Origin of the sequence: Aneurinibacillus aneurinilyticus ATCC 12856 (genome assembly GCF_000466385.1) — a bacterium.
GTDB classification, from domain to species: domain Bacteria; phylum Bacillota; class Bacilli; order Aneurinibacillales; family Aneurinibacillaceae; genus Aneurinibacillus; species Aneurinibacillus aneurinilyticus.
Window position 1 is genome coordinate 1 of sequence record NZ_KE952777.1, and the last position, 13,096, is coordinate 13,096.

General features: G+C 45.8%; 14 protein-coding genes. 11 read left to right on the forward strand and 3 right to left on the reverse strand.

Annotated features, from left to right (window positions below):
• Nucleotides 1-312 precede the first annotated feature (312 nt).
• From HMPREF0083_RS11030 to spoVM, 3 genes are all read left to right on the forward strand, one after another.
• Nucleotides 313-798 (forward strand): hypothetical protein, encoded by a 486-nt coding sequence (locus tag HMPREF0083_RS11030; RefSeq protein WP_021621432.1) that lies wholly within the window; start codon nt 313-315, stop codon nt 796-798.
• An 83-nt stretch (nt 799-881) separates the two neighbouring features.
• Nucleotides 882-1,415, forward strand: a complete 534-nt coding sequence (locus HMPREF0083_RS11035) for a pentapeptide repeat-containing protein (protein ID WP_021621433.1) — start codon at nt 882-884, stop codon at nt 1,413-1,415.
• A gap of 363 nt (nt 1,416-1,778) precedes the next feature.
• Nucleotides 1,779-1,856, forward strand: coding sequence for a stage V sporulation protein SpoVM (gene spoVM, locus HMPREF0083_RS28015; RefSeq protein ID WP_139188865.1), 78 nt, complete (start codon nt 1,779-1,781; stop codon nt 1,854-1,856).
• A 55-nt stretch (nt 1,857-1,911) separates the two neighbouring features.
• Here the strand turns inward: spoVM and rpmB are convergent, their stop codons facing one another.
• A complete protein-coding gene (gene rpmB / locus HMPREF0083_RS11045; RefSeq protein WP_021621436.1) occupies nt 1,912-2,100 on the reverse strand; it encodes a 50S ribosomal protein L28 in 189 nt (62 codons plus the stop codon).
• Between the two features lie 215 nt (nt 2,101-2,315).
• Between rpmB and HMPREF0083_RS11050 the strand changes: the two genes are divergently transcribed.
• From HMPREF0083_RS11050 to recG, 4 genes are all read left to right on the forward strand, one after another.
• Complete coding sequence (locus HMPREF0083_RS11050; protein ID WP_040302394.1) at nt 2,316-2,681, forward strand: Asp23/Gls24 family envelope stress response protein; 366 nt, start codon at nt 2,316-2,318, stop codon at nt 2,679-2,681.
• Between the two features lie 22 nt (nt 2,682-2,703).
• Nucleotides 2,704-4,422 (forward strand): DAK2 domain-containing protein, encoded by a 1,719-nt coding sequence (locus HMPREF0083_RS11055; RefSeq protein WP_327849004.1) that lies wholly within the window; start codon nt 2,704-2,706, stop codon nt 4,420-4,422.
• 30 nt (nt 4,423-4,452) lie between these two features.
• Nucleotides 4,453-5,307, forward strand: a complete 855-nt coding sequence (locus HMPREF0083_RS11060; RefSeq protein ID WP_021621439.1) for a DegV family protein — start codon at nt 4,453-4,455, stop codon at nt 5,305-5,307.
• Nucleotides 5,308-5,709: 402 nt separating this feature from the next.
• A complete protein-coding gene (gene recG / locus HMPREF0083_RS11065) occupies nt 5,710-7,770 on the forward strand; it encodes an ATP-dependent DNA helicase RecG (RefSeq protein ID WP_040302396.1) in 2,061 nt (686 codons plus the stop codon).
• Here recG and HMPREF0083_RS11070 read toward each other — a convergent pair.
• On the reverse strand, nt 7,767-8,315 hold the full coding sequence (locus HMPREF0083_RS11070; RefSeq protein ID WP_021621442.1) for an MgtC/SapB family protein: 549 nt from the start codon (nt 8,313-8,315) through the stop codon (nt 7,767-7,769). The two genes, recG and HMPREF0083_RS11070, sit on opposite strands and share 4 nt — an antisense overlap.
• A 321-nt stretch (nt 8,316-8,636) precedes the next feature.
• Here HMPREF0083_RS11070 and rsmD point away from each other — a divergent pair, with 321 nt between their 5' ends.
• Nucleotides 8,637-9,200 carry a 16S rRNA (guanine(966)-N(2))-methyltransferase RsmD gene (rsmD, locus tag HMPREF0083_RS11080; RefSeq protein ID WP_370950591.1) on the forward strand — a complete coding sequence of 188 codons (564 nt, stop codon included), beginning with the start codon at nt 8,637-8,639 and terminating at the stop codon, nt 9,198-9,200.
• 18 nt (nt 9,201-9,218) lie between these two features.
• A complete protein-coding gene (coaD, locus tag HMPREF0083_RS11085; RefSeq protein WP_021621444.1) occupies nt 9,219-9,707 on the forward strand; it encodes a pantetheine-phosphate adenylyltransferase in 489 nt (162 codons plus the stop codon).
• Nucleotides 9,708-9,836: 129 nt separating this feature from the next.
• Here coaD and ylbJ read toward each other — a convergent pair whose 3' ends face one another.
• Nucleotides 9,837-11,069 (reverse strand): sporulation integral membrane protein YlbJ, encoded by a 1,233-nt coding sequence (gene ylbJ / locus HMPREF0083_RS11090; protein WP_040302402.1) that lies wholly within the window; start codon nt 11,067-11,069, stop codon nt 9,837-9,839.
• A gap of 152 nt (nt 11,070-11,221) precedes the next feature.
• Between ylbJ and HMPREF0083_RS11095 the strand changes: the two genes are divergently transcribed.
• On the forward strand, nt 11,222-12,001 hold the full coding sequence (locus HMPREF0083_RS11095) for a patatin-like phospholipase family protein (protein WP_021621446.1): 780 nt from the start codon (nt 11,222-11,224) through the stop codon (nt 11,999-12,001).
• Nucleotides 11,998-13,095 carry a SepM family pheromone-processing serine protease gene (locus tag HMPREF0083_RS11100; protein ID WP_021621447.1) on the forward strand — a complete coding sequence of 366 codons (1,098 nt, stop codon included), beginning with the start codon at nt 11,998-12,000 and terminating at the stop codon, nt 13,093-13,095. Before HMPREF0083_RS11095 ends, HMPREF0083_RS11100 begins: the two co-directional genes overlap by 4 nt.
• The last annotated feature ends 1 nt before the right edge of the window (nt 13,096 follow it).

A 13,096-nucleotide genomic window follows, 5' to 3' on the forward strand; every position in this document is an offset into this window, starting at 1 on the left:
TTTTATTTGTCTCACTCTATGGGGTCAGTCCCCTTTGTGAAGATGGGAATTTTTTTATTATATACCACACCTGTTGACTATTCATAAGGGAGGGAAGAAAGAAGGTACACGCGTCGGCATGTTCCCTCGTCTTTCTCACGAGAAAGAGACACGGCCGCGTGGCGCTAGGGCCGAACCGACGCCCGTTTGGGGCACGGTGTGGTGACGATCCACTCTGGATCATACTGGATAATCAACATCCTTGATTGTATACATCTGATTGGATAAATCGACACGTTTTTGTGGTGAGAGGTAAGAAAAGAAGGAAGGACGGTGGGCGAATGGGGGATTACCATGTTGTATATTTTTAAGAAAGTATTGCTTATTTTAAGTCTTCTGTGTGTTTTGTTACCAACAAGTATATTTGCTCAAGACAACACACCTGTTCAGGAGCATTCAGATGTTCAACCAATGTATGCTTCTGGTACACTTGTTTTAAAAGGAGAACAAAATTCAACAAATGTTATTTGTAATGCGAAAACTGCTAACAATATTATATTTGAACCCGTAACAATTACTGTCACAATTAATGCATACGATAAAAATGGAAATAAATATACTAGACCATCTGTTGTTACTCAAAAGCTAATAAGCTCTGCAGAATCAGTAAGCATGGGTTCATTATCTGTTGGCAAAGGACATGTTAAAAACAATTATGTTAAATTTGAAGCTACAATTGTAGCAATTGCTGACGGTGGTGGAACGGCTTTTCAAGGTAGTCAAACATTAATATGGGAAAACGGCAAGTTTAATCAATAATTCGGATTTATGAATAAAAACAGCTTCTATAGAAATGGAGAAGCTGTTTTTTACAATTTGTATGAAAGGAGTAAAGGACGTAATTGAAAAAAATACAAAAAGCACAAGTATGGAATTTAATTAAAAATAATGAATTGCTTTATGAATTGGATTTGGCAGGGATGGACTTAACAGATATTGATTTTAGGAATGCCGAATTAAGATTTGTTACTTTGCGAAATGCAGTCATTCATCCAGATTTTTTTCCGCCCAAAATTTTGGTTGAGTGTAATTTAGAAAATGTTTTGTTAACAAATATTGATTTTCAAGGGGTAAGCATACAAGGAAGCAATTTTTTTAATACAAAAGCAATAATAGATCCACAAAAAATCAGTGATTTAACATTAGTGAATGTGACCTTGGAAGGCCTTGATTTAAAAAATGTTGACTTTACGGATGTTTATATTGCAGGGGCTAATCTGAAAGATACAGGTGCAAAGATTGACCCGCAAAAGGTAGTAAATAAGGATATAAGAAATTGTAATTTAGAGGGTCTTGATTTACATGATGCTGATTTTACAGGAGTAAATATTGGGGGCGCGAATCTTACAGGTACGGGTGCATGCCTTAAGGAATAAATACCTTTAGCATGCCCAACTTTTATTCTTAACTTCTTTCTTTTTTGATGTTCATATTTTTGCTGTAATTCACATAATCTAGAACGAGTGAACGTTCATCTTTCTTCATTAGTTTCCCCTAGGAAGATATACATATATAAATCGTGCTTGATATTTCGACATTTGTACCACGTCCGTTGATTATGCATAAGATGGAAGAAAGAAGGTGCACATGCAGGCGTGCTTCCTCGTTTTTTCCAGCCTCTGAGTTTCTCCTTCTTTTCTTACCTCTCACTATAAGAGTATGTCGATTTATCAAGTCGGATGTATATAGTAAACGCAGGTGAATATACTAAAATGTACCTGAATATGGGAGGGGTCATCATGCGTTTTTATACGATTAAGCTACCAAAGTTTTTAGGAGGATTGATTCGCGCAATTCTTGGCGGGGGAAAGCGATGAGGCGGCATAAGACGTAAAAAAAGCACCACAAAGCGGGTGCTTTTTTTATCTTTTATTATACGCGCTCAACTAAACCGGATTTCAATGCTTTAGTGCTTACGTATACGCGCTTCGGTTTACCATCCACCAGGATGCGTACTTTTTGTACATTTACGCCCCATGTGCGTTTGTTTGCACGGTTGGAGTGGCTGCGCTTGTTGCCGGTTTTTGACCGTTTACCAGTTACGTAACATACACGTGCCATTCTATTCCACCTCCCTGAGATGCAGTCAATCGAGATGACTCTCTTTACATACTCAAGTATGATATCATACGGTTATAGCAAAAGCAAGAGATCTGTCAAGAATTTACCCTTTACATGAGAGGGAGACCTTCTTTCAAAACAAATTCCTTTATAGTAAAATAATGAAGGGTTTAGGCATCTACGGTTTGCAGCAATGGAAAAGAGGAGGCAGGGAAATGAGCGTTCAAATTAGCACGGAACTCGGGAAAATCGAGATAGATACAGAAGTTATCGCCACGTTTGCCGGAGCAGTTGCCATGGAATGCTATGGGTTGGTCGGTATGTCGTCGCGCCGTACGATGAAGGACGGCATCGCCGACATTCTACGCCGCGAAAACCTATCACGCGGTGTGGAAGTGCGGGATGAAAATAATCAGACTGTTATCGATTTGTATATCATCGTGAGTTATGGAACAAGAATTTCCGAGGTTGCCCATAGCGTACAGGAACGTGTGAAATACGCTTTAGATAAAACGCTAGGTTTAACTGTAGATGAAGTGAACATATATGTGCAAGGTGTTCGTGGAGAGATGAGCTCCTAGGGGATAAGGGAGGAAACCATACGTGAGAAGCAACACATTGACGGGACAAGCTCTTCGTCAAATGTATAAAGCGGGCGCAGAGCGTCTGACGCAACATGTCAAAAAGGTAGATGCGCTCAATGTATTTCCGGTGCCGGATGGCGATACGGGAACCAATATGAATTTAACGTTTACTTCAGGCGTGACTGAGCTAGAAAAGTCGCAGGAGAAGACAGTCGAAAAAATTTCGGCCATATTTTCCCGCGGCCTATTAATGGGGGCACGGGGCAATTCAGGAGTAATTCTATCACAGCTTTTCCGAGGGTTTGCCAAAGGGCTTTCGGGTGTGTCCGAGGCGGATAGCTACCGGCTGGCCGAGGCATTTCAGCAGGGAGTCGAGATGGCCTACAAAGCGGTTATGAAACCAGTAGAAGGAACGATTCTGACTGTCGCACGGGAAGCTGCGGCAGCTGCACGTAAAGCGGCACGCAGTTGTTCTGTTGAAGACGTCATCGAGACGCTGGTAGAAGCGGCCAGACAAGCTTTGGCTAATACGCCAAACCAGCTTCCGGTACTGAAGGAGGTTGGTGTCGTTGATTCGGGTGGTCAAGGTCTCGTCTATATTTACGAGGGGTTTTTGAGCGCGGTAAAAGCCGACGTTACTTTTGACAAACCAGAAATGGAAGCCGAGTCGGTTGTGGCAGGAGGTACCTCACTGTTCGGCGAAGCGCATGAGGAAATGCACCATGTCATTGACCAGACGAATATTCAATACGGATATTGTACGGAATTTATGGTGCATTTGAAGCCTGACACGCCGTTTTTGCAACAGGAGTTTCAGGAGCGGATCGGCAGCTATGGGGATTCGCTGCTTGTCGTTGCGGATGACGACTTGGTGAAAGTCCATATTCATGCCGAAGAACCGGGAGACGTGTTGTCGTTTGCACATCGCTATGGCGCTCTTGATCGAATTAAAATTGAAAATATGCGCCTTCAACATGAAGAAGTACTGCGTCGACAGGAAACGAAACAGATAGCTCAGGCACAGAAACCGGATGATGATCTTGAGAGGGTTTCCGCTTCGTCCGAGCCGAAGAAAGCAAGCAAACTGTACGCGATTATCTCTGTAGCAAGCGGGAAGGGAATCGCCAAAATTTTTAGAAGTCTGGGCGTTCAGATAATTATCGAAGGCGGTCAGACAATGAATCCGAGTACGGAACAGTTCATGCATGCTATTGAAGAGGCGGATGCGGAACGGGTGATCATTCTGCCCAATAATAAAAATATAGTCATGGCTGCTCAACAGGCTGCCGATCTTGCAGGGGTTCAAGTAGCGGTTATTCCATCTACAAGTATTCCACAAGGCATGTCTTCGTTGCTTGCTTTCTCAGCAGATGAGCAGCTGGAGACAAATCGTGAACGTATGAGTGAGGCGCTAGGCTACGTAAAAACAGGTCTTGTCACATATGCTGTTCGGGATACGACATTGAATGAGATTGTTATTAAAGAAGGCGATTTCATCGGAATTTTCGATAGTAACATTGTTGTATCAGGGCGGGATCCATATGAAACGGCGCTTCGGCTCATTACGGAAATGGTCGGTGAAGAGGACGAATTGATCACGCTTATTTATGGCACGGATGTCAAGGGCGAGGATATGAAGGAGCTCGAGAAACGGCTTGCATCCTTGTATGACGCTTATGAAGTGGAGGTGCATGACGGAGGACAATCCCTCTACCCGTTCATCATTGCAGTCGAGTAAACCGCACATTAGAAAGGGGGCGAGTTCATTATGAAACTTTATATTGTAACAGATAGTACGGCTGATATTCCAAAAGAATTGGCTGCCGAATTAGATATTCATATTGTTCCGTTGAAAGTGCATATTGGGGATATGACCTATTTGGATGGTGTGACACTGTCTACTGGTGAATTCTACGAGAAGCTTGCACAAGCGGACAAGCTGCCTCGCACTTCTCAGCCTTCACCAGCTGATTTCGTCGATGTGTATGAATCGCTGGCTGCCAGAGAAGAGGATGGCGAAGTTATTTCCATTCATCTATCAAGTGCATTGAGCGGTACATATCAGACAGCCAATCTGGCAAAAGATATGGTAAGGGAAAAAATCAACGTGCACGCAATTGATAGCCGGACGGCATCGTATGCGCTAGGAGCCATTGTAGTGGCGGTAGCGCGGGCAGCACGCGTGGGCAATGGACTACAGTATTGCCTTGATTTGACACAGCGACTTATCGCCAATCACAAGGCGTTTTTCGTGATGGATACGCTTATGTATTTGCAAAAGGGTGGACGTATTGGCAAGGCTTCCGCTGTACTCGGTTCTCTTTTGAATGTAAAACCGATTTTGACGTTTGATGAGGCAGGAGAAGTAGCTGCGGTAGAAAAAGTGCGCGGCAAGAAAAAAGCGGTGGGCCGCATCGTGGATCTGATTAATGAATACGCTGCCGGTGAGCCGGTAGTCGCTTCGGTTGTCCATGCCACTAGCCATGAGGAGGCAGAGGCACTGAAGGTGCGGGTTGCAGAAACATTAAATATAACAGAAGATATTGTCGTGACCGAACTCGGTCCAGTCATTGGCACATATGGCGGCCCGGGATTGCTGGCTGTCATGCTGTATAAAGTCTAGTACGATCGTATATATAAATTACACTTGATATTTTGACAGAGCAGCGTGGTTGAAAGGAGGAGATTCGGAAGAAAGAAGAGGGTGGATGCGCCCTGCGCTCCAGCAGAAGAAAGGCCAGCTGTCTTTTTCCGCCCGCCCACCGCCCTTCCTTTTTTCTTACCTTCCACCACAAAAATGTGTCGCTTTATCAAATCAGATGTATATAGACATTCCTATCTCGGATGAGATAGGAATGTTTTGTTAAGGGATAAGAATATGTATGTCGCCATAAAGCAGAAAGCCATATACATGTTTTGTCCAATCGTATTATTTGAAAAACGTGCAAGGTGCATGACGCGAAGGGAGAACTGAACTGGATTGGCGGCTACGCCCGTAAGTTTTTCTTATAAGGAGACGAGAGCAGTGAGTAATCAATTACAGCAACCTGTTACCGCAATGAAAGGAATCGGGGCAGAAAGAGCGCTTGACCTGGCCTCGCTCGATATTCATACGGTGCAGGACTTGCTAGAGCATTTTCCATACCGTTATGAAGACTATCGAGTGCGTGATTTGAGTGAAGTGGAAGACGGGGAGAAGATTACAATTATAGGAACGGTATATGGAGAACCGGTTGTTCGGTTTTACGGTAAGAAGAAGTCACGTCTTACTGTAAAAATCGTGGTGGACAGGGTAGTGGTAACCGCGATTTGGTTTAACCGCCAGTTCCTTAAACAGCAACTGCGTGCTGGCCGTGAGATTATGCTATCCGGGAAATTCGAGAGAGCGCGACTTCAGATGACTGTAAGCGAGCATCATTTTCTTGATAGCAACAAGAAAACACCACAGGAAGGGTCAATTCAGCCGGTATATTCGACCAATGCCAATGTTCAGGTAAAGCAAATGCGTCGCTGGGTAGCTGATGCGCTTAAGGACTATGGAGACAAAGTGGAAGAGATTTTGCCATCGTATTTAGTACAAAAATACAAGCTGGCTCCTCGGGCAGAAGCTATCCGGAATATACACTTCCCGGATAGTGTAGCAGGCGGCAAACAGGGACGCCGCCGCTTGGCATTTGAGGAATTATTTTTGTTTCAATTGAAGCTGCATGCATATCATGCAGTGAACCGAAGGGCAAGCGACGGAATGACGCAGAATATATTGCTTTCACAGGTACAGGAATTTATCCGAGGGCTGCCGTTTCCGTTAACGGGTGCACAGGAGAGGGTCGTCAAAGAAATTCTGGGTGATATGCAAGCTGAATACAGGATGAATCGCTTGCTACAGGGGGATGTAGGATCCGGGAAAACAGTGGTGGCTGCTATTGCGTTATACGCGACTATTACAGCAGGCTATCAAGGTGCATTAATGGTGCCTACGGAAATTCTGGCTGAGCAGCATTATACGACGCTGCAGGACTTGCTTACACCGTACGGTATAGAGCTTGCCCTTCTTTCAGGCAGTGCGACGATACGACAACGCCGTGATATTCTGGCAGGATTACAATCCGGTCTTATTCACATTGTTGTCGGTACACATGCACTTATTCAGGAAGATGTGTATTTCCGGAATTTGGGGCTCGTTATTACCGATGAGCAACACCGGTTTGGGGTCGAACAGCGCCGTATTTTGCGCGAAAAGGGCATGCATCCGGATGTACTGTTCATGACCGCAACGCCGATTCCACGTACGCTGGCTATTACGGCGTTTGGGGATATGGACGTATCGACAATTGACGAACTGCCTGCGGGTCGCAAGCCGGTAGAGACGTACTGGGTTAAGCATGATATGCTGGATCGCATTTTGGCATTTATAAGCAAGGAGTTAGACAAAGGTCGCCAGGCTTATGTCATTTCGCCGCTTATTGAGGAGTCGGAGAAACTTGATTTACAGAATGCGATGGATGTTCACGCGCAGCTTAGTCATTACTTTGCCGGGAGATACAATGTAGGATTAATGCATGGACGTCTGCCTTCAAAAGAAAAGGACGAAGTTATGCAGAGATTCAGCGGTGGAGAAGTACAAATCCTTGTTTCCACGACGGTAGTAGAAGTCGGGGTGAACGTGCCGAATGCATCGGTAATGGTCATCTACGATGCCGAACGCTTCGGGCTGGCCCAGCTGCACCAATTACGTGGACGTGTTGGACGGGGAGCGGAACAATCGTATTGCATCCTTATTGCCGACCCGAAATCGGAAGTCGGCAAAGAGCGGATGCGGATTATGACAGAGACGAATGATGGTTTTGAAGTGGCGCGCCGCGACCTTGAACTGCGCGGACCTGGAGATTTCTTTGGTACAAAGCAGAGCGGGTTGCCGGAATTTAAAATTGCCGATGTTGTACAGGACTACCGTATGCTTGAAGTGGCACGCCAGGAGGCGGCTGACCTGATTAGTCAACCTTCGTTCTGGGTCGGTCCTGAATATGCCCCGTTGCGTCATTACTTGAAGCGGGATGAGTATTTTTTGGAGAAAATTAAAGATTAGGGCTTTTTTTCCTTCCGCTTGTCAATCTCTATTTCTTCGTCCGGGTCGTCAGTCTGGTTGAACCAGCGAGGAGAATGTTCCAGCCGGTGGCCGATGCGCAGTACAGCATACATCAAAAACATAGTAAATGCAGTCATACCATAATAGCCAGCACCTATTGCAATACCGATGCCTCCAGAGAAGAATACCATAGCTGCCGATGTAAGCCCCTTGACAGAACGGCCGCGCTGAATGATAAGGCCCGCGCCAAGAAAGCCGAGTCCGCTGACAATTTGTGCGGTTAGGCGCATCGGGTCCATCATCGTACGGCCGGGTAGGGAATATCTATCGACAGTATGAATAGAGACAAGTGTTAATAATGTAGAAGCCACAGTTACGAATGTATATGTTTTAATGCCGGCAGGTTTAGAGCGGCTCGTACGCTCTAGCCCGATAAAAAATCCGAAGATGGCGCTTAATGAAAGGCGCAAGTACATCTCCCAGTGTTCAAATTCGAGCACGGACCGGGTGATTTGATCAATAAATCCATTCACGGTTGCTTTCACCCCTCCTTTATTGTTTTTAATCTTATCATCATATTCTATGAGCGAAAAGCAAAAAAAAACCGCCCGGCAACAAACCGGACGGGCACGCCAAACGCGATGCGCCTGGCCTGCATAATGGGAGAGGAGAAACCGGAGGAAGAGCTTATGGGGAAACGTAAGTCTTCTCCGCGGTTGTCGGCAACACGGAATATCCGTGCCGCTACCCTTATTTTGGACGGAGATTGTCCATAATATACATGAGATGTAAGAAAGCGTTCTAATTATTTACCGAAATATTGGTTTATGATATACTAACGACGTTTAAAAACGGATAACAGTGGAGTGGAAATGATGCGAGTGGTAGCAGGCTCAAAAAAAGGACATCCGCTACAGGCCGTGCCAGGAAAGGGCACGCGTCCGACAGTGGATAAAGTGAAGGAGTCCATTTTTAATATGATCGGTCCTTATTTTGACGGAGGACTGGTTCTTGATTTATATGCAGGAACGGGAGGACTCGGCATTGAGGCATTGAGTCGCGGAGCGGAGAAATGTATTTTTGTTGATGCAAACCGCAAGGCGATCGGAATTGTTCAGCAGAACCTGAGTTCTACGGAGATGAATGAGAAGGCAGAAGTGTATCGTAACGACGCAAACCGGGCTCTTAACGCGCTGAAAAAAAGAGAGCTTATGTTCAATATCGTATTTCTTGATCCCCCATATGCCGAACAGAAGATCGAAAGCCAAATCGCCATTATGGTTGATCATGGCTTGCTTGCACCAAATGCCATGATTGTAGCTGAGCATGATGTAAAGGATGAGTTATGTAATCAGATTGGCAGTGTGGATAAAATAAGAGAAGTAACATACGGACAGACAATGATTACAGTTTATCGAAACGAAGGATAGCGAGAAGGAGGGGTACTATTGAGCATTGCAGTATGTCCAGGAAGCTTCGACCCGGTTACATACGGACACCTTGATATCATTCAACGAGGAACAAAAGTATTCGACAAAGTCATTGTGGCTGTACTCATCAACCGTAATAAAACAAACCCAGTGTTTACGATTGAAGAAAGGCTGGAGCTTTTACGTGAAGTAACAAAGGATATGCCGAATGTCGAAGTGGATACGTTTACAGGTCTGCTTGTGGAGTATATGCACGAAAAAGGCGCCAGAGCCATTATTAAAGGGTTGCGCGCCGTATCGGACTTCGAATATGAGATGCAGATGGCATCCATCAATCGTCTGTTAGATAACAAAATTGAGACATTCTTCATGATGACTAACAACCAGTATTCCTTTTTGAGCTCCAGCATCGTGAAAGAAGTCGGTAAATATGGCGCCGATGTTAGTAGCCTTGTACCGCCCGTGGTAGAAAAAGCGCTGCGTGAAAAATTTGGAGAACCCCGCTAGTACGGGGTTTTTTCGATGATGGATAAGAAAGCGACATCTACTTTCTTTCGATTGTACTACTGAAAAGCTTGCGATGCGTGCACCTTCTTTCTTCTACCTTATGGATAATCAACAGGCGTGTTTTTTTCACTATTTTTCAGTAAGCCAGGCACCGATACGTACCGATATGATAGTGAATAGGAGTGTTCCGGCACATACTAGAAGCGAGAGTGCTTGCCATGAAGAGGAAAGCGTCCAGAGCGAATCTCGTGTCGGATCGTATGAGAGCCATACAGGAAGCGCACTTTGCGCGGTATTCTGCAATTTGCCATACAAAAATGCACCGATGGTGTAAGTGAACAAGAATGCAAAAGCGGCATGGCAAAGACGTGCGAACAGGAAGGGACGGTAACGTATGTCTGTTTCTGCAAGCATGCTCGCTACCTGGGCGTGCACGGATAATCCTCCCCAGGCAAGTATGGCACTTGCGGTCGCCATAACGAATGCCGGGGAAAGGGAGACGAATAGCTCGCTTGATTCCTTAGCTCCGAGCGTTACCTCAAATAACCCATAGATGAATGCCTGTGCAGCTTCAACCGGATAACCGAAAAAAGATAGTACATTGCCAAGCAACACCGACAGCAGTGCAATCACTTTCAACTTCGTAAATAAATCAAGCAACACGGAAAAAAACAGTATAAAACCGCCAAGTAAAAGCTGTGTATGCAGGGAGGTCATCACGGCATCACCCATCAGTTTGCCGAATGCCCGGCCATCCTGCAGGCGGGCATGGTGCATTGCGGTCAACGCTCGATATAAAGTCGAGCGGGATGTATCAGGCAAGTAAGGTGTACGTTCCCCATTTCGATTATGGCGGGCCATAATGAATCCGACAAGAATGGCTGTCGTATAATGACAGATGAGCAGTATGAGGCCTACTTTAGCATTGCTAAAAAAGCCGATTGCCACCGCTCCAGTAATAAAAACGGGATCAGCCGTCGTAGTATAAGATACAAGGCGTTCACCCTCAGCCTGAGAGATCAGCTTTTGTTCGCGTAAACGAACGGTTAGCTTGGCGCTGATGGGATACCCGGAAGCGAAGCCCATTGTCCAAACGAAAGAGCCGGGACCAGGAATATTAAAGATAGGACGCATGAGCGGTTCGAGTAATATTCCCATAAAGTGGGCCAAACCAAGTCCAAGAAGTATTTCCGATGTAATGAAAAATGGAAGCAATGCAGGGAAGACAACATCCCACCAGATTTTCAGCCCTCTTAGCGCCGCCAAAAACGACGTATCTGGGAATAGCACCAGACTTGCCGCCAATACGAAGGAGCAGACGGCGAACAGAATAGTAATCACGTATGGCTTTATGGCACGCATAAGCATTTCTCCTTATTCTCTTGTGTAGGGCGCTGTTATCCTGCCGGGACAGACAGGGCCTATCCTTATATGTACGGGACAAGGAGACAAAATAGACCTGACTGCAGGACAATAGCGTAAGCGAAAGGAAAACAAAAATCGGGGGGAGAAGTATGCCGCACATCGGATTGGCTTTAGGCGCAGGCGGCGCGCGCGGTTTTGCGCACATCGGCGTACTGGAAATACTTGAAGAGCATGGTATCATGCCTGCCTATTTATCAGGCAGCAGCATGGGAAGTCTTATTGCATCACTGTATGCATGTGGATTTACGCCACAGATGATGGAGAAGCTTGCTATTAATCTAAAGCGAAAGCATTGGCTGGATCTTTGCGTTCCCGGTATGGGCTTTGTTACGGGAGAGAAGTTGCGCCATATTGTGAAGCTACTAACTCGTAGCAAGAACATAGAAGAACTGGAACGCCCGATTTCCATTGTCGCTACTGATCTGGCTTCAGGAGAAAGAGTAGTGTTTACAGAAGGGCCAATTCATGAAGCGGTACGCGCAAGCGTCTCCATACCGGGCATTTTTGTACCGTATAAACTGGGTAATAAACTGTTGGTGGATGGGGGGGTTGTGGATCGGGTGCCGATTGAGCTTGTTCGTACGATGGGTTCGGAGTTGACCATCGGGGTCGACGTATCGCTGGCTCCTTCCAACAGCCCGGTGCGTACATTTTTTGATGTTATTTTTCAGACTATCGATGTAATGGAGAGGGAAATATTCCTCCATCGTACGATACACGCGGATGTAATGATTCGACCGGATGTCGGACGCTTCAGTTCCACTTCGTTTACGAATATTGACATAATTATTGAAGAAGGCAGAAAGGCGGCACGATTAATGATACCGCATATACAGGAGAAGATGGAAGATTGGAGGAGGCACGCATGACTCGACGCCGACATTTTTTTAAGAGCAGATTCGCACCTTTTATTGCTGCTGCACTTATTGCAGTAGCGTTACTCGCCGTTGCGCTGAGCCCGACAGGCTATTATATTATCCGTCCGGGATCGGCAATCGAGCTTCAGCCCATGGTGACTGTCCAGGGTGGACATAAGGACGAAAAGGGCGTTCTCATGCTAACTACGGTACGGATGGGTAAAGCGAACGTATTAGGTTATTTGTATGCAAAGGCCGATCCGTATTCTGAGCTTGTAAAGGAAAGCGCAATCCACAGTCCGCATGAAACGGACGAGCAGTATAATCTTCGCGAGTTACAAGAGATGACAAACTCGCAGGAGAATGCGATGATTGTTGCGTTTCGCAAAGCAGGATTGCCTGTGAAGATCAAAGAAAAGGGAGCAAATGTCGTCTTTCTCGTACCAGATATGCCGGCAAAGAACTACCTGAAAATCGGAGATGTGATTACGAAGGTAGATGAGACAAAGATTACAAATGCCCAGCAACTGCTGAACTCGCTTAAAGGAAAGAAAGCCGGAGAGACAGTTACGCTCACGTATGACCGGGACGGCAAGACGCGCAAGGCGGAAATTACGCTAAAAGCTTTCCCGAAAGTACCGGGTGAGAAAGAAGCAAGGGCCGGCATCGGCATTGCTTATCCGAACCCGGAAGGCCCGGTAACGAAAAGGGAAATTGAGCTGCCTAAACGGGTAACAATTTCATCTGAAAATATAGGTGGCCCATCTGCCGGGATGATGTTTACATTAGAAATTCTAAACCAGTTGACACCAGGTGATTTGACAAAAGGCTACCGTGTTGCTGGAACAGGCACGATCGGCGCAAAAGGAACAGTCGGTCCGATTGGCGGAATCGAACACAAAGTACGGGCTTCGGATAAAATGAAAGCCGATATCTTTTTTGCGCCAGATAATTCTGTTCCAGCAGGCAGCAAGCAACGTTCCAATTATGAAGATGCAAAAGCCGAGGCGGAAAAGCTTGGCACCAAAATGAAAATTGTGCCGGTACGTACGGTGGATGACGCTATAAAATATTTGGAAGGTCTTCCGCCGAAGAATGGAAAATAAA